The following is a 19,101-nucleotide window of genomic DNA, read 5'->3' as shown; positions in this document are numbered from 1 at the left end:
ACCTGTCCCGGGCTCGCATGAACGGCACCGGCCTCAGCCCAGGCGCTGGCCCCCGCCGATGGTCAGACGGGGCGTGCCCGTCCACTTCTCGGCGTCGGTGGCGCGCCGCCCGTCGAGCAGGAGGCGGATGCCGGGCAGGTCGGCGGGGGTGAGCCCGGCGTACTCGGGGTGGTCGGCCTGGACGATGGCGACGTCGGTCTCCTCGCCCAGGTGGTAGGGCTCCCACCCGAGGGCGGCGAGCTCGTCGTCGGAGTGCATGGGGTCGTGGACGCTCACGATGGCGCCGCGAGCGCGTAGCGCCTCCACGGTGGGGAAGGCCCCGGAGAAGGCGGTCTCCTTGACGCCGCCCCGGTAGGAGGCGCCGAGCACCGCGACCCGCAGGCCCGCCAGGTCCCCGAGGACCTCCTCGGCGCGGGTGACGGCGTACTCGGGCATGGTGGCGTTGAAGGCCCGCGCGGCGCGCACGACGGAGGCGTCGGGGTCGGTGGACAGGTACAGGCGTGGGTAGACGGGGATGCAGTGCCCGCCCACCGCGATGCCGGGGCGGTGGATGTGGGAGTAGGGCTGGGAGTTGCAGGCCTCGATGACCCTGTCGACGTCGAAGCCGGCCTTGTCCGCGTAGACGGCGAACTGGTTGGCCAGGGCGATGTTGACGTCCCGGTAGGTGGTCTCGGCGAGCTTGGCCATCTCGGCGGCCTCGGCGGCGCCCATGTCCCACACGCCGTTGGGGCGCGGCAGGTCGGCGCGCTCGTCGAAGTCGAGGACCCGCTCGTAGAAGGCGATTCCGGCGCGGGTACCGGCCTCGGTGAGCCCGCCGACGAGCTTGGGGTAGCGCCGCAGGTCCTCGAACACCCGGCCAGTGAGCACCCGCTCGGGGGAGAAGACGAGGTGGAAGCCGCGCTCGCCGTCGCCCTCGACGAGGCCGGAGATCCTCTCGATCATGGGCTTCCAGCGCCCGCGCAGGGTGCCCACGGGCAGGGTGGTCTCGTACGAGATGAGGGTGCCGGGGCACAGGTGCTCGGCGAGCGAGGCGGTGGCGGCGTCCATGAGCGCGAAATCGGGCTCCCAGGTGGCGTCGTCGACGAGGAGCGGCACGACCAGCACGACCGCCTCGGCGCCGGGGACGGCCTCGGCGTAGTCGGTGGTGGCCCTCAGGGCCCCGTTGCCGGTGGCCGGGCTCAGGGCGGCGAGCTTGGCCGCCAGCTGGGCCTCGCCGGGGAAGGGCTCGCGCCCGGCGTTGACGGCCTCGACGGTGGCGGGGTTGACGTCGACGCCGATGACCTCGTGGCCCTTCTCAGCGTACTGAGCGGCCAGGGGAAGCCCGATCTTCCCCAGGGCGACGACGGCGATGCGCATGATGGTCCTTCCAGGCCGGGCGGCGGGTCTCACCGTATGGTACGGCCTCCCCGCGCCACTGCCGGCAGACGGCCCCACGACGTCGGACAACGGGCCGGGAACCACCCCTGAGCGGGGTGATCCCGGCTCGCGTAGGATGACGAGGTGCCCCAGCGCCCGTCGTCCCCTCCGCGCGTCCTCGTCCTGTCGTTCTCCCCGATCCATCGGGACGCCCGCGTGCTCCGGGAGATCCAGGCACTGAGCGAGGTCGGCGAGGTGACCTCCGTGGGGTACGGCCCGACGCCGCCCCATGTGGCGCGGCACCTTCGCGTCCCCGACTCGGCCCCCTCCCTCCCCCAGACGCCCCTGGGCGTGGCACGCCTGGCGCTGCGCCGCCTGCGGGCGAGTGAGACGGCGGCGCCGGCCGCGAGGACCGCCCTGCGACTGGTGCGCGAGGCCGGGCTGGGGCGCTTCGACATGGTGGTGGCCAATGACGCCCGCTCGATCCCCACGGCCTTCGCCGTCGCCGATGGCGCGCCGGTGTGGGCCGATATGCACGAGTGGGCCCCGGAGGAGCGCACGCACGTGACGAGCTGGCGGCTCCTGGTCGCGCCTCTCATGGACCACATCTGCCGCGCCTACCTCCCGCGCTGCGCGGCGGTGACCACCGTGGGCGGCGAGATCGCGGGCCTGTACGAGCGGCGCTACGGCGTCGCGCCGCGACTGGTGCGCAACGCCGCGGCCTTCGCGGAGCTGAGCCCCAGCGAGCCGGCCCCCGGCGGCCGCATCCGGCTCGTCCACTCCGGCGGGGCCGTGCCCGGGCGCGCCATCGAGGCGATGATCGACGCCGTCAGGGCCTGCGATGACCGCTTCACCCTCGACCTGTTCCTCGTTCCCGGCGGCGACGGAGGCGCCTACCTCAACCGGCTCCGGGCCCGCGCCGCCGGCTGCGAGCGGATCTCCTTCCCCGCCCCGGTGCCCCCGGGCGATCTGCCGCGCGCGCTCAACGGGTACGACGTCGGCGTCTTCTGGATCCCGCCCTTCAACACGAACGCGCGCCTGACCCTGCCCAACAAGATCTTCGACTACGTCCAAGCGAGGCTGGCGATCGCGGTGGGCCCCACCGCGGAGATGGCGCGGCTCGTGGACGAGCACGGGCTGGGCGTCCACTCCCGGACGAATGAGCCCGCCGATATCACGGCCACGCTGATGTCCCTCACGACCCAGGACGTGGTCGGCTACAAGCGCGCCTCGCACGCGGCGGCGCGCGCGCTCAGCTTTGAGCGCGACAAGGGGACGATCCACGCGATCGTCTCGGAGCTGACAGGATCACCGGCGGCGGCGCCGGGCCCCCAGTCGCCGGGCCCCCAGGAGGACTCACAGCGATGAGCCGCCCGAGCGCCCCCCAGACCCCCCAGCACTCCCCCGCTCCCAGGGGAGCGGCTCCATCGCGGCCCCCGCTCAGGGTCATGTCGGTCGTCGGGGCGCGGCCCCAGTTCGTCAAGCTCGCCCCGATCGACCGGGCCTTCAGGGCCGCGGGCATCGATCACGTCATCGTCCACACCGGCCAGCACTACGACCCCCTCCTCTCCGACGTCTTCTTCTCCGACCTGGGCATCTCGAAGCCCGATGAGCGGCTGGGCATCGGCTCGGGGACGCATGGGGCGCAGACCGGGGCGATGCTCGCGGCGATGGACGAGGTCATCACGGCGCGCGCGCCGCAGTGGGTGCTGGTATACGGGGACACGAACTCCACGCTGGCCGGCGCCCTGTCCGCCGTCAAGCTCCATGTGCCGGTCGCGCACCTGGAGGCGGGCCTGCGCTCCTTCGACCGCCGCATGCCCGAGGAGATCAACCGCGTCCTCACCGACCACGCCGCGGACCTCCTGCTGACCCCGACAGCCGCGGGGGCGCGCCACCTGGCCGACGAGGGGCTGGCGGCCAGGACCGTGGTGGTCGGCGATGTCATGACCGACGTCCTCCTGGATGTGCGCGACAGAGTCGCGGGATCGCCCTCGCCCGTCGTGGCCGGCACGGGCCTGGAGCCGGGCTCGTACTCCCTGGCGACCATCCACCGCGCGGAGAACACGGACGACGCCGATCGACTCGGAGCCATCCTCGACTCGCTCGCGGGCCTGGGCCATCCGGTGGTCCTGCTGGCCCATCCAAGGCTCGTGGCCAAGTGCTCCGAGCACGGGATCGCCCTGGCGGATCGCGGGGGCCTGAGGGTCCACCCGCCCCTGCCCTACCCCGGGCTCATCGCCTCGGCGCTGGCGGCCCGTGGCGTCATCACCGACTCCGGCGGCCTGCAGAAGGAGGCGTTCCTCCTGCGGGTTCCCTGCACGACGGTCCGCCCGGTCACCGAGTGGGTGGAGACGGTGGAGCTGGGCTGGAACGCCCTGGTCGAGCCCGGACCGGGGCTCGTGCGCGCGGCATGCCGCCCCATGCCCGCCGAGCCCGCGCCCCGGGATGCGCGCCCCTATGGGGACGGGCGGACCGCTGAGCACGTGGCCGCGGAGCTCGCCTCCCGGGCCTGAGCCGCGCAACGGCGCTCCGCTCATCGCGCCCCGACTCGGGCGCCGCTCCCCCGGGCACCGGCTCAGGGCTCCCCGGTCCCAGGGACGAGGGGAGGGTTGATGTCCAGGAGCGGCTCCTCGGCCGAGTCCAGGGTCCACGGGTCGCGGCCCGTGCTCACCGGCCCGCACGCGGTGATCCGGTAGATGGTCGCCCCGCCGCCGGTGACCTCCTCGAAGCCCTCGGAGACGTCGACGCCGTAGAGGCCGGGGGCCCGCTCGACCGGGTCGATGCCGACGACGCGGCCGGGGGCGTCGGCGTAGTAGTAGCCGATCCCGTAGTGCCGCACGATCTCGCAGACGCGGGGGTCCGTGCGGATCTGCGAGAAGTGCTTCGCGAGGTAGAGCGCGTCGGTGTCCAGACCCCGGAACGTCATATGGGGGAATACGGAGCGCTGCCCGCCCAGGGCCTCGACGTACGTGGCTCCCGCCGCCGGATCGCCGAGCACCATGAGATCAGGGTCGAGGCGCCCGGGCAGGGAGCGGATCATCCCCGCCTCGTCGGCGCTCAGGACCTCGACGAGGGTCGGCGTGGCGGCGCTGTACGCCGAGCGGCTGGCGAGCAGGCGCGCGGGCATGGCACCGAGCCCACCGATGACGAGCGCACAGATCACAGCGGTCGCCGTCCGCCTTCCGCTGAGGCGGTGCCGAGCGGCGAGCCCGTCCATCAGCGCGTCGACGGCCACCGCGCCGAGCAGCGCGATCGCGGGGATCACGAGGGGGATGATCCGGTACGGGTCGTTGTACCACAGGCCGGTGAGGGCGGTGAGGGGCCACAGGGGGAAGTAGGCGGCCGCCAGGATGAGCATCGGGGCCGCCCAGGCCAGGGCGATCCATCGCCACTGCCGTCGGCGCGCCGTGACGATGAGCCCGGTGATGATGAGGAGCGACTGGATGGCGAGGGTGAGGAGGAAGGGCGCCCTCCCGCCGCCCATGGGCCACAGGGTGATCATCGCGGCGATCCTGAGCGGGATCCCGGAGAAGCCCGCGTAGGAGGATCGGCCCAGGCGCCCGAGCACCGCCGGGTCGAGGACGAGCGCCGCCACGACGCCCAGGGCCCCGATGGCGGCGCACCCCACCAGGCGCCTCATCGCGCGCGGGCCGATCCGGCGTCGGATCCCCCGGCCGAGCGCGATGAGGATCCGGCCCAGCAGGGGCAGGCCGGTCAGGCAGAAGGCGAACAGAGTGGAGGGGTAGGCGGCGATGGCGCCCAGGAGCGCGACGGTGAAGATCGCCAGGGCGATGACCACCCGGCGCCGCCCCACCTCCTCCTGGTGCTCGAGGAGCCGGGCCACCCGGAGCAGCATCGCGAGGGTCGCCGGGAGAACGGCGCAGCCCAGGGCGTTGGGCCACAGCTGCCGGAACGCGATCATGTAGACGGGGTAGGCGGGCAGCAGGGTCGCCACCAGCGGCGCCGTCACCGGGGCCCACCGCGAGGCGGGGAACGCCCCACGGGCCAGGACCGCCAGGCCCAGGGTCCAGACGAGTGGGACGAGGAGGACGAGCGTGTTGGTGGTTCCCACGATGTCCCCGCGCCCGGCCCCGGCGACGACGGCGTGCCAGACGAGCGGGTAGTAGGCGGGGATCGCCCGCAGGCTGAAGGACCAGGAGGCGCCGACCAGGAGCGAGGCGTTGCCCGTCTGCTCGATGGTCCAGGCCAGGTTGTAGTGGAAGACGGAGTCGATCTGCTGGGCGGGCAGGGCGGGGTCCCACTGTAGGGCGATGGGCGCGGCGATGATGAGGGCCGCGCCCAGGGCGGCCGCCAGGACCGCTCGCCCGGATGACAGGCGGGGCGGGGCCAGGCCGTAGCGCGATCGGGAGGGCAGCGGGCCCAGGGCCTTGCGGGTCAGCAGGACGACGAGGCCCACGATGATGAGCGCTCCGGTCCCCAGGGCCCAGCCGTTCCAGCGGATGGAGAAGCGCCCGCAGAGGATGCCGATGAGCGTCACGGCGCCGAGGCTGAGCGGCGGCGCGGCGCCCAGGGCGAAAAGGCGCCGGTGGCCGGCGCCGCGCAGGATCGCCGTGCCGGGGGCGAAGAGGATGAGCAGCAGCAGCGCCGCCCTCCCGGTGTACGGCAGCCACGCGAGAAGAGCGCTCATCGGGTCCCCCCGGTGAGGATCCCGGCGGCGGCGCGGGCGCGCTCGGCCCAGGTGCTCCGGGAGGCCGCGCGCCTGGCGGCCTCGGCCCTCTCGGCGATCTCCTCGGGGTGGTCGCGCAGGCGGGCGAGGAGGCCACCGATGGCGCGCGGGTCGTCGTCGACCACCCATCCGGCGCCGTTGGCCTCGATGATGCGCCCGGCCTCGGTGCCCCGGGTGACCATGACCGGGCGCCCGTGGGACAGGTACTCGAAGAGCTTGACCGGTACGGCGATATCCCAGTACTCGGCGGGGGTGACGAGGAGGACGGCGGCGTGGGCGGAGGCGTAGAGCGGCTGGAGCTCGCCCGCGGACAGGTGGTGGGCGGCGATGGCCGGGGAGCTCAGCCGCCCGTCATCCGCCAGGGCCCGCTGCCACTGCTGGGGCCGGGTGACGAGGTCGAGTCGGACCGACGGCGTCGCGCGCAGGGCGGCCAGGAAGGAGTCGAGGTCGTAGTGGCCCCCGAGGCCGCCGACGTAGATGAGCCGCAGCTCCTCACCGGCCGGCGGCAGGGGCAGGAGGCGCCCGGGCTCCCCTGCCGGCGGCAGGGCGGAGAAGGAGTCACCGGCGCCGAGTCCCACCAGGGCGGACATGGGCTCGGAGGGGAGGAAGAAGTGGACCCCGTTGCGCTTGTAGCCGACCAGGTCGACGCGCTGGAGGACGCCCGCGCAGCGCCGGTAGGCCCCGCGCCCGCGCAGGGCCGGCACCCGCCAGTAGGCGTCCCTGTAGAAGACGCCCACGGGGATGCGGTGCCGACGGACGAGCCGCATGATCGAGTAGTCGAGCAGGGGCGCGACGCCGGTTCGAACACTCGTGGCCAGGAGGTTCGGCTGGGTGGAGTTCTCACTGTAGAGGAAGTCGGGGCGCTCGCCCCCGGCCAGGGAACGCCGCAGGGAGCGCAGCGCGGCGCGGCGCTGGGTCACCGTCCCGGAGGCGTCGATGACCTCGTAGCCGATCTCCTCGAAGGCCTGGCGCATCCGCAACGGGCGCAGCCGGGAGGCGGCGGTCGGGGCGGGCTCCATGGGGTAGGGGGCGTGGAAGATCATCCGCGGGCGCCCGCTCATGCCCCGCCTCCCTGGAGCCCGTCGGCCAGGGAGCGCAGGCGCTCGGCCATGCTGGCGTACTGCACGGGCGCGTTGAAGCCATCCTCCCAGGTCCGCCGGGCTCCGGCACCCAGGGCCTCGTAGTCGTGGGGCGCGGCGTCGGCGACGCTGAGGATCGCGGAGGCGATCTCCTCCCCCGTGGCGCCGGCGCTCACGAGGCGCCCGTTGACGCCGTCGCGCACGATCTCCGCCGTGCCGCCCACATCCGTGGCCACCACGGGCAGCCCGGCGGCCATCGCCTCCATGATCGACACCGGCACGCCCTCCCTCCTGGAGGTGTTGGCGAGAACCGTGTAGCCCTCGCCGGCGAGCAGCTCGCGGGCCCGCGCGTTGGGGACGTAGCCGGGCAGGTCGATGCGGGCCCCGGGGGCACGCTCGGCGGCGTAGGCGCGCAGCGCGTCGCGGCGGGCGGCATCGCTCTCCCCCAGGTGCGTCCAGCGCACGGGGCGGCCGGAGAGCGCGATGGCGCCGACGGCGTCGGCGAGGCGGTCGACGTTCTTGTAGGGGGCCAAGTGGGACAGGCTGACGACGTGGAGCGGGTCCTGCCTCCCGCCGTCGCCCCCGATGGGCGGCACCCCGAGGTGGCGGATCGCGATGCGGGCGGTGCCCCTCTCGCGCGCGTAGGGCGCGAGGAAGGACTCGGCATAGCGCGAGATCGGGTAGATCTCATCGAGCCCACCCACGAGTCGGCGCCGCCCGGGCACATGCCGCTGGGGGGCGTGCGCCTCGTTGACGTCGTAGGCGTGGGCGCGGCTGACCGCGGCGACGGGGGCGCCGTGCCGGGCGCGCAGCATCTGCGCGACCCCGGCGGCGTGGTGGAGCCAGTATCCGTAGGCGACGAGGGGCCGACCGGCCAGCTCCTCGCGGTAGGCCCGCGTGCGCCTCAGGGCGTCGAAGCGGTCCAGGACGTCGACGGCGTAGTGGAACTCGCGGATGGCGCGGACGGCGCTGCGGCGGGCGCCGCCCCACTCCACCCGGCCCGGGCCGAGGGCAAGGCGGGCGGCGTGGCGCCCGGCGCGGCGCTTCCAGGCGCCAGGGGGCGGCAGGGGCAGGAGGACGACGGTAGCGCCCGGGGGGAGGCGGCGGGTCTTGACCGCGCCGATCGTGACGCGCATGGGGACGACCCATATCCGCTCGAATCGCTCGGAGAGATAGTGGATCTCCTGCTCGAAGAACTCCTCGCCGGTATCGAACGGGTACTGATCGGTCAGGACGACGAGAGGAACCGGGGATTGGCTCACAACGCGACTCCTTGGGGGTGGCGGGCCAGCAGGGCCGTTGGCGCATTCTCGCACGTGACGGAGCGCCGGGGCCCCGCGAGAGCCGGCAGCCCGATCACACGGGGGCCGAGCCCCTCCCCATGGCCTCATCGGCGGGCCCCTGGGCGCCGGCGCCCGCCTCCCCGCCCGTGGCGACGGCCCCCTCCTCCGCCCCGGGGGTCAGGCCGCGGTCGAAGCGGCGCGCGACCGCCAGCGCCATGGCGATCATGCCCACCAGGAGGAGGGCCATGAGCGCCCCGAGGACGGTCAGGGTCGTCATGAACGGCAGAGGGCTCAGCCACAGCCAGGTCAGGGGCACCGCGCAGTAGACGATGGCGAAGGCGAGCAGCCGGGACTGGGTCCGCGTGACGACGAAGATGTTGGAGACCGGCGAGCTCAGCACGGTCAGGAGGAGCCACGGCGTCAGCGCTCGCGCGCAGTGGCCCGCGTCCACCCAGGTCGGGCCGAAGACCAGCGGGAAGAGCCAGGGCGCGAGAACGTACAGGGCGGCGAAGGGGACCACCGCCGCCAGCAGCGCCCGTAGCAGCACGTAGCGGACGAGCGGGGCCATCTCGCCGGGCTCGGCGTCGGAGAGCTTCTTGAGGAAGACCTGGGAGATCGAGCCCGCGATCAGCGCCACGGGTACCTGGAGGATGTTCCAGGCGAGCTGGAACTGGCCCAATGCCGACACGGAGACCGCTCCGATGAGCAGGTTGATGCCGTTGCCGCGCAGGGAGTCCACCACGGCGTTGGGCCCGTTGAGCAGCGGCATCCGCCGGTAGCGCGAGGCTATCTCGGCCAGGCTCGGCGCGTCGGCGCCGATGGGCTCGCCCAGTTCCGGGGCGCGCCGCCGCAGGCCGGCGTAGGTGAGGAGCTGGCCGACGATCGTTCCCAGCAGGAGGGCGGAGATGCCGCCGCGCAGGGCGAGGCCGAGGACGAGCTGCGACCCGGCCACGGCCGTGGACTGGAGCACGCGGTTGCGCGCGATGGCGCCGAACCTCCCATGGCGGGTGAGCCAGTACTGGAGGTTGGTGACCTGGGCGACGAGGAACACGGTGACGCCTGATCCCATGAGCCACCACATGAGGGGCCCTGAGTGGTGGTAGTGATCGCGCAGGACCCGCGCCAGGGCGATGCAGGTCAGGGAGGTCAGAAGGGAGGTCAGGACGACGCACCGGGTGGCGAGCCTGATGAGGACCCGCGCGGCGCGCTCGGAGGCGGGCAGGACGATGGCGAGGTCGAACCGCAGCGCGGCGAAGGTGATGACGAAGCCCGTGACCGACCCGTACATGCCCAGAAGGCCCTTGTCGACGTCGGAGTAGACGCGCGCGATGAATATCTGGAGGACGAGGGTGATGCCCTGGGCGGCGGCGGTGCCCGTCATGAGGGTGAGGATCGCGCCGAGGACCGGGCTGCGCGCGATCAAGGCCCGCCACCTCCTCACCAGCGCGACTCTCATGACGAGTATTGAATCACGGCGCGCCTCACGCTGAATCCCCGGCCTCGCGCCCCGGGCGGAGGCGGGCGAGGCGCTCGGAGAGGCGGGCCACGGCGCGCCGGGGCGAGTGGTGGGCGTCGACCCAGGCGCGCCCACCGGTGATCCGCGCGCCATCCAGGGCCCGGCCCACGCCGTCGACGATCGCGTCCACGAAGTCGGCCCGCGCCACGGGGCCACCGAGGACGGGCACGTCCCGGGTGGTCTCGTGGGAGCCGTCGTACCAGCGCTCGTCGAGGGCCACGACGGTGGTGACGCCGGCCCCAACGGCCTCGATCTCGGAGACCCCCATGGAGCCGGTCAGCTGCCCGACGGCGGCCGAGGCCCCCGCCAGCCAGCGGACGTAGTCCGCATGGGGCATCGTCGGGCGCAGGATGACGCCGTGCTCGCGCGCGATCCGGTGGGCGCTCTCCCCCCAGTCCAGGCCCTCCAGGACGATCCGGTCCCCGTAGGCGCGGCGCAGGGCGGCGACGGCCCGCTCCTGCTCCTCCCCGCCCTTGGCGGCGCCCCATCGGGAGGGGAAGACCACGGTGAAGGACCCGGGCTCACCGCGGCGGGCGGCGCCGGAAGGGGCGCTGGGGAGCTCGGCGGGGTCGACGACGACCGGCTGGAGGGTGGCGCCGGGGCACAGGTCGAGGGTGTGCTCGGCCAGATCGGGGGTGGTGTAGTAGACGTCGAGAGCCTCCCGCACGGACCGCTCGATGAGGCCGGCGCGGGCCGGCTCGTAGCGGCGGACGCGGATGTCCGTGCCGTGCAGGTGCAGGACGTAGGGGCGGCGGGTCCAGCGGGTGTGCGCGGGCACGGTGCCGCCATGGACGTCGAGCAGGTCGGCGCGCAGGGCCCTGCGGGCCAGCCCCACGGCCCAGAGCCCGCCCCGCAGGGCGCGCCGGGCGGCGCGGGTGGCCGGGCGCCAGGAGGGATCCACCCGGGCGGTGTCGTAGAGGTCCCAGTCCATGCCCTCGCTCCTGGCCTGGCGCACGAGGGCGGAGCCTATGCGGGCGACGTCGTTGACGTGGAGGACCTTCACGGCTGGAAGTGTCCCATGGCGCCCGGGGCGACGCGCGTCCTCACCGCCGGGGGATCCCAAGGATCTCGTCCGCGGCACGGCCCGTCGCCGCGCGCATCGAGCGGTTGCCGACCACCCATGCCCGGCGCCTGGCGGCCTCGCGCTCCCGACCGGGGGCCTGGGCGTCCGCGAGCGCCTGGCGCATCGCCTCGGCGACGGCGCCGGCCTCGTGGTCGCAGGCATGACCGAGGCCGTGGGAGCCGAGATCCTCGCGCGCCGGGCCGGGGCCCGCGTAGACGACGGGGGCCCCGCAGGCCAGGGCCGCGAGGATCTTCGTGGGATAGGCGAAGTCGTAGCCCAGGCCGGGCCGGATGGACACGACCGCTGCCGCCGCGCCGCGCAGCCAGGCGGCGGCCTGATCGGGGGGCACGAGCCCGCTGAACCCGATCCGCTCGTCGCCCCGGGCCCGGGCGATGAGGCTCTCCCAGTCGCTTCCCTGGCCGAGGAAGACCAGGCGCGCCTCGGGGCGGGCGCGGTGGACCAGGCGGAGGGCGTCGATGAACACTCCCGCGCCCTGCCACTCCGAGGCGGTTCCGGCGTAGAGGAAGTACGGAGCCGCGGGCGCGTCCGGATGGCGAGGGCCCTCGTCGGTGAAGACCTCGGTGTCGATGCCGTTGGGGACAAGGGCCACGCGCCGCGCCCCCAGCTCGCGCGCGCGGTCCGCCACGCCGTCGCTCACCGCGATGACGCTCCGCGCGCCAGCCAGGGCGAGGCGCTCAGCGAGGCGGAGGGCCCCGACCACCCAGGCGGGCGCGCCGATGGACTCGGAGGCGTCGGACCACACGTCCGCCGCGTAGTAGGCGTAGGGGATGCCGCGCAGGGCGCAGATGGCCCGCACGACCACGCCCGTGGTCGGCGGCGGCTCCGCGATGACGACCCGGGGGCGGCGCCGGGCCAGGAGCCGGACGGCCATGGGCGCGTCCACGCTCATGTAGTGGGCGTAGCCGCGCACGTATCCGGACTCATCCCGGAGCGCCGGGACGGATCGCACCTCGATGCCGGGGTCCTCGGGGCGCGTCATGCCCGGCGGGGTGGAGGTGAGCACCGTGACGCGCTCGCCGCGCTCGGCCAGGGCCAGGGCCAGTCCGCGCAGGCGCTGGGCCGCGGCGGCGGCCTCGGGAGCGTACAGGCGGGTCGCGATGATGACCCCCCGGGCGGGGCGGGCGCGGTCCCAGGCCGCCAGGGCGAGGGCTCCGGCGAGGCCGAGCACGAGGCCCCCGCGCAGCCGCCTGGCGCTCACAAGCCGACCGTCCGGTTCTCGGCGGCGGAGGCGAGCACGGCCTCGACGACCTCGAGGGTGGCCACTCCCTCGTCCATGGTGACGATCTCGTTGCTCGCGGCGCCCGCGCCGGCCACGACGGCGTCGCGGAAGCGCTCGTGCTCCAGGACCAGGGGCTCACGCTTCTCGATGGCGTGGCGCACGACGTCGCCCTCGCTGACCCCGCGGAAGGCGGCCACTTGGTCCCAGGAGGAGGCCACGGTCCCGTTGGCGTGGAAGGTGAGGTCCCCTGTGAGGGTGTCCGCCACGTACGCGCCCTTCTCCCCGGTGACGATCGTGGTGCGCTCCTTGAAGGGGGTGAGCCAGTTGACGATGTGGTTGACGATGACGCCGTTGGCGAGCCGCCCGACGGCCACGACCATGTCCTCGTTGTCCCGCCCGGAGCGGTGGGCCACGTGCGCGCTGATGGAGGCGTAGCGGGAGCCGGCCACCCAGGCGGCCAGGTCGATGTCATGGGTGGCGAGGTCCTTGACGACGCCGACGTCGCTGATGCGCGCGGGGAAGGGCCCCTGGCGGCGGGTGATGACCTGGTAGACCTCGCCGAGCCCACCGGCGTCGAGGCGGGCGCGCAGGGCCCGCAGGGCAGGGTTGCAGCGCTCCACGTAGCCGACCGCGCCCACGAGCCCGCGCGAGGAGAACGCCTCGGCCACGCGGCGACCAGCCTCGGCGCTGTGGGCGATGGGCTTCTCCACCATCGTGGCGACGCCGGCCTCGGCCAGGGCGAGGGCCGCCTCCTCGTGGTGGACGGTGGGCACGGCGACCACGGCGGCGTCGAGGCCGACGTCGATGAGCGCCCCCGCGTCGGGCAGGACCGGCAGGCCATCGGCCGCGCCGAAGCGGTCACCGCCCGGATCGGCCACGGCCACGAGCTCCATGCCGGGTGTGGCGCGGATGACGCGGGCGTGGTGGCGGCCCATGGAGCCCAGGCCGATGAGGCCGACGCGCAGCGCGCCCACCTCAGGCGCCCGCCTTCGCCACGGCGCCGACGGCCCCGATGATCCGGTCGAGGTCCTCGGGGGTGAGCGAGGGGTGGACGGGCAGGGAGAGGCACTCGCGGGCGACCTTCTCCGTGCCGGGCAGCTCCAGGCCGGGGGCGAAGCGCTCCAGGGAGGGCAGCCGGTGGTTGGGGATCGGGTAGTAGACGCCGGTCCCGATCCGCCACTCCTCGCGCAGGACGCGGGCGATCTCGTCGCGCGCGGCGCCCTCGATGCCCTCGAAGCGGATCGTGTACTGGTGGTAGACGTGGCGGTAGCCGTCGGGCGCGTGCGGGGTGACGACGCCGCCCACGCCGGCCAGCCCGGCGTCGAGCGCGGCAGCGTTGGCGCGGCGCCGCTCGGTCCAGCCGCCCACCTTGCCCAGCTGGACGCGCCCGACGGCGGCGCTGACATCGGTCATGCGGTTGTTGAGGCCGATGACCTCGTTGGCGTACTGCCGCTCCATGCCCTGGTTGCGGATGAGGCGGCAGGCGCGCGCCAGGTCGGCGTCGCGGGTGGAGATGAGGCCCCCCTCCAGCGTGGTCATGTTCTTCGTGGGGTAGAAGGAGAAGGAGCCCCAGGCGCCGAAGGAGCCCACGGGCGCGCCGTCGATGGCGGCCCCGTGCGCCTGGGCGCAGTCCTCGTAGACGGCCAGGCCGTGTCGCTCGGCGATCCCCAGGATGGCGGGCATGTCGGCGGGCAGGCCGTAGAGGTGGACGACCTCGATGGCCGCGGTGCGCTCGGTGATGGCGGCCTCGACGGCGGCGGGGTCCAGGGTGAAGGTGACCGGGTCGATGTCCGCGAACACTGGGGTGGCGCCGGCGGCGGCCACGGAGTTCGCGGTGGCGGCGAAGGTGAAGGAGGGGACGATGACCTCGGCGCCCTCGGGCAGGCCGCAGGCGAGCGTGGCCACGTGCTGGGCGGAGGTGCCGGAGTTGACGGCCACGCAGTGGGCTCCGGCGACCATCGCGGAGGAGAACTCCTCCTCGAAGGCGGCCACCTGCGGGCCCTGGACGACCGCCCCGGAGTCGATGACAGCGCCGGCCGCCTCGCGCTCCTCGGGCCCGATGATCGGCCGGGCGGCGGGGATGAAGCTGCGTTCCATCAGTGGGAGGCCTCTCGGATCGTGGTGCCGGACTCTTCGTAGACGGCGCCGGTGGCGGGGCAGCGCCACCGTGGCGCGCCGGGCCCGGCCGGCGCGATGGGCTCAAGGGGCTCGCCGGCGCGCCCGACCCAGCCTATGCGGCGCGCGGGCACCCCCGCGACGAGCGCGTGCGGGGGGACGTCCTTGGTGACGACGGCGCCCGCCGCGACCGTGGCCCACGCGCCGATCGTCACCGGCGCCACGCAGACGGCGCGCGCGCCGATGGAGGCGCCCTCCTCGATGGTCACCCCGACGGGCTCCCAGTCGGAGGCTGACTTGAGACTGCCATCGGGGTTGACGGCGCGGGGGAAGTGGTCGTTGGTCAGGGTGACGGCGGGCCCGATGAATACGCCGTCGGCGAGGCTGGCGGGCTCGTAGACGAGCGCGTAGTTCTGGACCTTGCAGTTGGCCCCCATGCGCACGCCCTCACCGATGTAGGCGCCGCGCCCGATGACGCAGCCGGCGCCGAGGACGGCGCGCTCCCGGATCTGGGCGAGGTGCCAGACGCTGCTCCCCTCGCCGATCACGGCATCGTCCGAGACGTCGGCTGACTCGGCGATCCGGACTGCCATTGCGGCTCCTTGCTGCCCAGCGGGAGGATCCCGGCCAGGCGCCGTCGTTCGTGCAGGTGCGAGGGGGCGCCGGGAAGGGATCGGGGCGCCGGGCCAGGTCGCGCCGCGACCATCACCCCAGGCTATCACCGCCAGTCCCGTGACCTGCGATGATCAGCGCGCTGGAGGCCCCTCGGGGCGGGTCGGCCCGGGCGTGCGACAATGCCGTGGTGAGCATCCCCGCATCCTCCGGGCAGGACTCCGCCCCGGCGACCGACGCCTGGCTCGTCATCCCGCTGTACAACGAGGCCCGGGTCGTCGGCGGGGTCATCGAGGCGGCCCGCGCCGCCTTCCCCCGCATCGTGGCCGTCGACGACGGATCGAGGGACGACTCTGCGCGGCAGGCCGAGCGCGCCGGGGCAATCGTCGTGCGCCACCCGATCAACCGGGGCCAGGGCGCCGCGCTCCAGACCGGCATCGAGTACGTCCTGGAGAGGACGAACGCTGACTACGTCGTCACCTTCGACGCCGACGGCCAGCACTCCCCCGATGACGCGAGGGCCATGGTGTCCGCCGCGCGGGAGGAGGGGCTCGGCTTCGTCCTCGGCTCCCGCTTCCTCGAGGGCCCCTCCCCCGTCGGCCCGGCCAAGCGCCTCATCCTCGGCCTGGCGGCCAGGGCCTCCTCCCGCTCGTCGGGGATGCGGATGACGGACGCGCACAACGGGCTGCGGGTGCTGCGGCGCGACGCCGCCGAGCGGATCAGCCTGCAGCAGGACCGCATGGCCCACGCCTCGGAGATCATCCGCCAGCTCGCCGCCACCGGCCTGCCCTGGCGCGAGCACCCGGTGACGATCACCTACACCAACTACTCCAAGGCCAAGGGCCAGTCCCTGTGGAACTCCGTCAACATCCTCGTCGACCTGCTCTTCAGCTGAGCGCGCGTCGGCGCGCCGCACTCGCCACCAGTCCATAGGAGCAGCCAGTGAGCCACCAGATCATCATCCAGGTCATCCTCGTCATCGCCGTCGTCGCGATCGGCTGGACCATGCTGCGCACCCCGGCCGGCGCGCGGCACGAGGCCAGTCGGCGCCTCCTGACCCTGACCTTCGTGCTCTTCGCGGTGATCGCGATCAGCCTGCCCCGACTGACCACCCAGGTGGCCAACGCCGTCGGGGTCGGCCGCGGCGCCGACCTCCTCCTCTACGCCCTCGTCGTCGCCTTCCTCCTCAACGTCCACTCCTCCTTCCGCCGCAAGGCCTCCCTGGAGCGGCAGATCACCCGGCTGGCGCGCCGGGTCGCGATCGACGCCGCGCCGGAGCCCCCCGCCGAGGCCCGCCGGGAGCGCCCCTGAGGGCGGGCGCCCGCCGTCCACGGACCGGTCGGGCGCGGGCCCAGGAGAGGCGCCCGGGCGAGGAGGCCGGAGAGGCCCCGGGCTCAGCCGCGCCGGGCGGCGCGCACGGCGATCTCCTCGCGCGCGCGCAGGCCGGCGGACAGCGCCCAGCGCAGCGGCGCCTGCCAGGGGGCGGGGTGGGAGGCCCGCACGTAGCGGCGCGCCGAGGCGTGGTGGGCGCGGATCATCCGCTCGGGGCGAGCCTTCCAGCTCACGCCCTGCTCGTGGATGACGACCGCGTCGGGCACCTGGAGGTTGACGCGCCCTGAGGCCCCGACCCTCGCCCCGAGATCGACGTCCTCGAAGAACATGAAGTAGCCGTCGTCGAAGCCCCCGAGCTCGCGCCACACGTCGGCGGGCAGCAGGAGGCAGGCGCCCGAGAGCCAGCCCACGGCGTGGGTGACGTCCTCATTGCCGCCGTGGTAGCGGGCGGAGAAGGGGTTGGTGGGCCAGACCCTCCCCAGCAGGGCGTGCCCGGTGCCCGCCGCGAGCGAGGGAAGGGCGCGCCCGGAGGGGTAGACGGTCCCGTCGGCGTTGAGGAGCCGCGGGCCGAGCGCGCCCGCCTCGGGGTGGGCGATCGCGGCGTCGATGAGGACGTCGAGGCTGCCGGGGCGCCACACGAGATCGGGGTTGGCCACGACGATCCAGTCCTCATCCAGCCCCTGGGCGGCGAGGTTGGCGCCCCCGCCGTAGCCGCGGTTGACGCCGTCGCCGACGACGCGGGCGCCGTGCGCGGCGGCGAGGGCCCCGACGACGTCGTGCTCCTCGCCGTTGTCGGCGATGACGACGGTGATCTCGCGGGAGGTGGCGGCCTTGAGGGAGGAGAGGAAGCGCTCGAGCTCGTCCCCGGGGTTGTAGGCGACGGTCACCACGCGCGCGCGCCCGGCGCCCCGCCGGCCGGCCCCCGGACCGGGCACGGCATCGGGCGACACGCCGGACCGGCGGTGCTGATCGGCCGGATCCGGCCGATCGGAGGGCGCGGGGACGAGATCGGTCACGGGAAGAGCCTAGACGAGACGGGGTCTCGCCGAGGCGGTGTGACGCCAGTCATCCAGACCGGAGGAAGATCATGTCTCGACGTAATCACGACGTTAGGCCTCGCCCAGCGGATTCTCTAGACTCGCCACGTGCCCAACACCGAGAAGCCACGCGCGCGGCATTCGATCAAGGACCTGGGGAGGCGAACCGCCCGCCGGGCTGGCTTGGTGTTCCTGTCACTCACCCTGTTCGTCACCTCCGCGGCCGGATTCGCCTACATGGACCTGCAGGGCCAGGTCAAGCGCTTCGACATCTCGGGCTACCTGGACGGCTCCGCCACCCGCACGGACGCCATCGGCGACTCCTACGACGGTCACGCCCTCAACATCCTCATCCTGGGCTCGGACACCCGCAGCGGGGCGAACAACGTCGACGGCGCCGACGGCAGCGAGGACACCTCCGTGGCCCGCTCGGACACGGCGGTGATCATGCACGTGTCCGCGGACCGCTCCCGAGTTGAGGTGATCTCCATCCCCCGCGACCTCCTCGTGGACATCCCCTCGTGCAAGACCTACAACGGCACCGAGTCGGACCCCCAGCCGAACACGATGATCAACAACGCCTTCGCCATCGGCGCCGGCACCGGGACCAACGAGAAGGCCCTGAGCATCGGCGCGGCCTGCGCGATCAACACCATCGAGAAGACGACCGGCGTCAACATCGACGAGTTCATGGTGGTCGACTTCCACGGCCTGGAGACGATGGTCGACGCCCTGGGCGGCGTCAACCTCTACGTCTCCGAGGAGATCGACGACCCGGACTACACCCAGCTCCACCTGCCCGTGGGCTGCCAGCACCTCAACGGCCCCGACGGCCTGAAGTACGCACGCGCCCGCCACGGCTACGGCAACGGCTCGGACATCGGCCGCATCCAGCACCAGCAGAACCTCATGGCCGCCATGATCCGCACCGCCCAGAGCAAGAACATCCTCTCGAACGCCAACCAGCTCTACTCCTTCGCCCGCACGGCGCTGGGGTCGCTGACTGCCTCCGAGAGGATCGGTGACCTGACCAACCTCCAGGGCCTGGCCAGCTCGATCCAGTCCATCGGCCTGGACCGCATCACCTTCCTCACCGTGCCCAACGAGCCCGCCGAATGGGACCCCAACCGCGTGGTGGCCACCAATGATGCCAAGGCGGTCTGGAAGGCGCTCAAGGCGGACACCCCCGTGCCCACCAGCTCGGTGAGCGGCAACGCGGATGGCTCCACCGCGTCCCCGGCGCCCGGCTCCTCCGACGCGGCTGGCTCCTCCTCGGCCGGTGCCGCCGAGCAGACCGATGCCCCCGCCGTTGCCAGCAAGCCCAGTGGCGCCGCGGCCCCGCAGGCCCCCGCGACTCCCTCCGCCGACCCCGCCGCCCAGTGCAAGTGAGGCGCACGGCCTATGACGTCGAATGACGATCTTCCTCCCAGTGTCGCCCCGGGCTCTGGGGAACGGGCCCCCAGGCCTCCCCTGCCGCCGCGGGAGATGAGGCAGGGCCAGCGGCCGGACCCCCGGCCGGCCCCGGAGGCCCCCACGCGCCGCAGCGTGCTCGGCGGGGACCAGGCGCAGGCGGGCCCGCGGCCCGCGGCGCCGACGGCGGTCCCGCGCCAGAGCCCCGCGCCGCGGGCGGGCACCACCGGCGGCGCGTCGGGAAGCCGCGCCAGGCCCGGGTCGTCGGCTCGCGCCCTCGGGGCAGCGCCGCGGCGCCCTGCCCTCGACGCCACGCAGGCCCTCCCCTCGGGCTATCCGCCCGCCGGGCACGACCACGGCGCTGGCGC

General features: G+C 74.0%; 16 protein-coding genes. 5 read left to right on the top strand and 11 right to left on the bottom strand.

The annotated features are described in order from the left end of the window. Window positions 1–33: 33 nt before the first annotated feature. Entirely contained in the window at window positions 34–1,356 is a 1,323-nt protein-coding gene (locus ABXS69_RS02675; RefSeq protein ID WP_366181056.1) for a nucleotide sugar dehydrogenase, read from the bottom strand. A gap of 144 nt (window positions 1,357–1,500) precedes the next feature. Between ABXS69_RS02675 and ABXS69_RS02670 the strand changes: the two genes are divergently transcribed. Together ABXS69_RS02670 and wecB are read left to right on the top strand one after the other, a co-directional pair. Beyond that, complete coding sequence (locus ABXS69_RS02670) at window positions 1,501–2,724, top strand: hypothetical protein (RefSeq protein ID WP_366181055.1); 1,224 nt, start codon at window positions 1,501–1,503, stop codon at window positions 2,722–2,724. A gap of 80 nt (window positions 2,725–2,804) precedes the next feature. After that, entirely contained in the window at window positions 2,805–3,872 is a 1,068-nt protein-coding gene (wecB, locus tag ABXS69_RS02665) for a UDP-N-acetylglucosamine 2-epimerase (non-hydrolyzing) (RefSeq protein WP_366181508.1), read from the top strand. A 62-nt stretch (window positions 3,873–3,934) separates the two neighbouring features. On the opposite strand, the gene ABXS69_RS02660 is transcribed toward wecB, so the two are convergent. The 9 genes from ABXS69_RS02660 to ABXS69_RS02620 form a co-directional block, all read right to left on the bottom strand. Beyond that, complete coding sequence (locus tag ABXS69_RS02660) at window positions 3,935–6,007, bottom strand: DUF6541 family protein (protein WP_366181054.1); 2,073 nt, start codon at window positions 6,005–6,007, stop codon at window positions 3,935–3,937. Next, entirely contained in the window at window positions 6,004–7,107 is a 1,104-nt protein-coding gene (locus ABXS69_RS02655) for a glycosyltransferase (RefSeq protein WP_366181053.1), read from the bottom strand. Before ABXS69_RS02655 ends, ABXS69_RS02660 begins: the two co-directional genes overlap by 4 nt. Beyond that, window positions 7,104–8,387, bottom strand: coding sequence for a glycosyltransferase (locus ABXS69_RS02650; RefSeq protein WP_366181052.1), 1,284 nt, complete (start codon window positions 8,385–8,387; stop codon window positions 7,104–7,106). The genes ABXS69_RS02655 and ABXS69_RS02650 overlap by 4 nt, the downstream gene beginning before the upstream one ends. Before the next feature lie 94 nt (window positions 8,388–8,481). Beyond that, the gene (locus tag ABXS69_RS02645; protein WP_366181051.1) at window positions 8,482–9,831 is read right to left on the bottom strand and encodes an oligosaccharide flippase family protein; all 1,350 of its coding nucleotides are present in this window, start codon (window positions 9,829–9,831) and stop codon (window positions 8,482–8,484) included. Between the two features lie 58 nt (window positions 9,832–9,889). Then, on the bottom strand, window positions 9,890–10,927 hold the full coding sequence (locus tag ABXS69_RS02640; RefSeq protein ID WP_366181050.1) for a hypothetical protein: 1,038 nt from the start codon (window positions 10,925–10,927) through the stop codon (window positions 9,890–9,892). A 40-nt stretch (window positions 10,928–10,967) separates the two neighbouring features. Then, complete coding sequence (locus ABXS69_RS02635) at window positions 10,968–12,206, bottom strand: glycosyltransferase family 4 protein (protein ID WP_366181049.1); 1,239 nt, start codon at window positions 12,204–12,206, stop codon at window positions 10,968–10,970. Beyond that, window positions 12,203–13,201: a Gfo/Idh/MocA family oxidoreductase gene (locus ABXS69_RS02630; protein ID WP_366181048.1), complete on the bottom strand. Its 999-nt coding sequence runs from the start codon at window positions 13,199–13,201 to the stop codon at window positions 12,203–12,205. The genes ABXS69_RS02635 and ABXS69_RS02630 overlap by 4 nt, the downstream gene beginning before the upstream one ends. A gap of 1 nt (window position 13,202) precedes the next feature. Then, window positions 13,203–14,324: a DegT/DnrJ/EryC1/StrS family aminotransferase gene (locus ABXS69_RS02625; RefSeq protein WP_366181047.1), complete on the bottom strand. Its 1,122-nt coding sequence runs from the start codon at window positions 14,322–14,324 to the stop codon at window positions 13,203–13,205. After that, window positions 14,324–14,935, bottom strand: coding sequence for an acyltransferase (locus ABXS69_RS02620; RefSeq protein ID WP_366181046.1), 612 nt, complete (start codon window positions 14,933–14,935; stop codon window positions 14,324–14,326). Before ABXS69_RS02620 ends, ABXS69_RS02625 begins: the two co-directional genes overlap by 1 nt. Before the next feature lie 209 nt (window positions 14,936–15,144). Between ABXS69_RS02620 and ABXS69_RS02615 the strand changes: the two genes are divergently transcribed. Continuing rightward, window positions 15,145–15,849, top strand: a complete 705-nt coding sequence (locus ABXS69_RS02615) for a glycosyltransferase family 2 protein (protein WP_366181045.1) — start codon at window positions 15,145–15,147, stop codon at window positions 15,847–15,849. A 47-nt stretch (window positions 15,850–15,896) separates the two neighbouring features. Continuing rightward, window positions 15,897–16,265 carry a DUF2304 domain-containing protein gene (locus tag ABXS69_RS02610; RefSeq protein ID WP_366181044.1) on the top strand — a complete coding sequence of 123 codons (369 nt, stop codon included), beginning with the start codon at window positions 15,897–15,899 and terminating at the stop codon, window positions 16,263–16,265. A gap of 83 nt (window positions 16,266–16,348) precedes the next feature. Here the strand turns inward: ABXS69_RS02610 and ABXS69_RS02605 are convergent, their stop codons facing one another. Next, window positions 16,349–17,236, bottom strand: a complete 888-nt coding sequence (locus ABXS69_RS02605) for a glycosyltransferase family 2 protein (protein ID WP_366181507.1) — start codon at window positions 17,234–17,236, stop codon at window positions 16,349–16,351. Window positions 17,237–17,431: 195 nt separating this feature from the next. Here ABXS69_RS02605 and ABXS69_RS02600 point away from each other — a divergent pair, with 195 nt between their 5' ends. Beyond that, window positions 17,432–18,712, top strand: coding sequence for an LCP family protein (locus ABXS69_RS02600; RefSeq protein WP_366181043.1), 1,281 nt, complete (start codon window positions 17,432–17,434; stop codon window positions 18,710–18,712). Window positions 18,713–19,101: the final 389 nt, after the last annotated feature.

Source organism: Actinomyces timonensis (genome assembly GCF_040702965.1).
Lineage (GTDB): Bacteria > Actinomycetota > Actinomycetes > Actinomycetales > Actinomycetaceae > Actinomyces > Actinomyces timonensis_A.
This window is presented reverse-complemented; position numbering and strand designations above follow the sequence as displayed.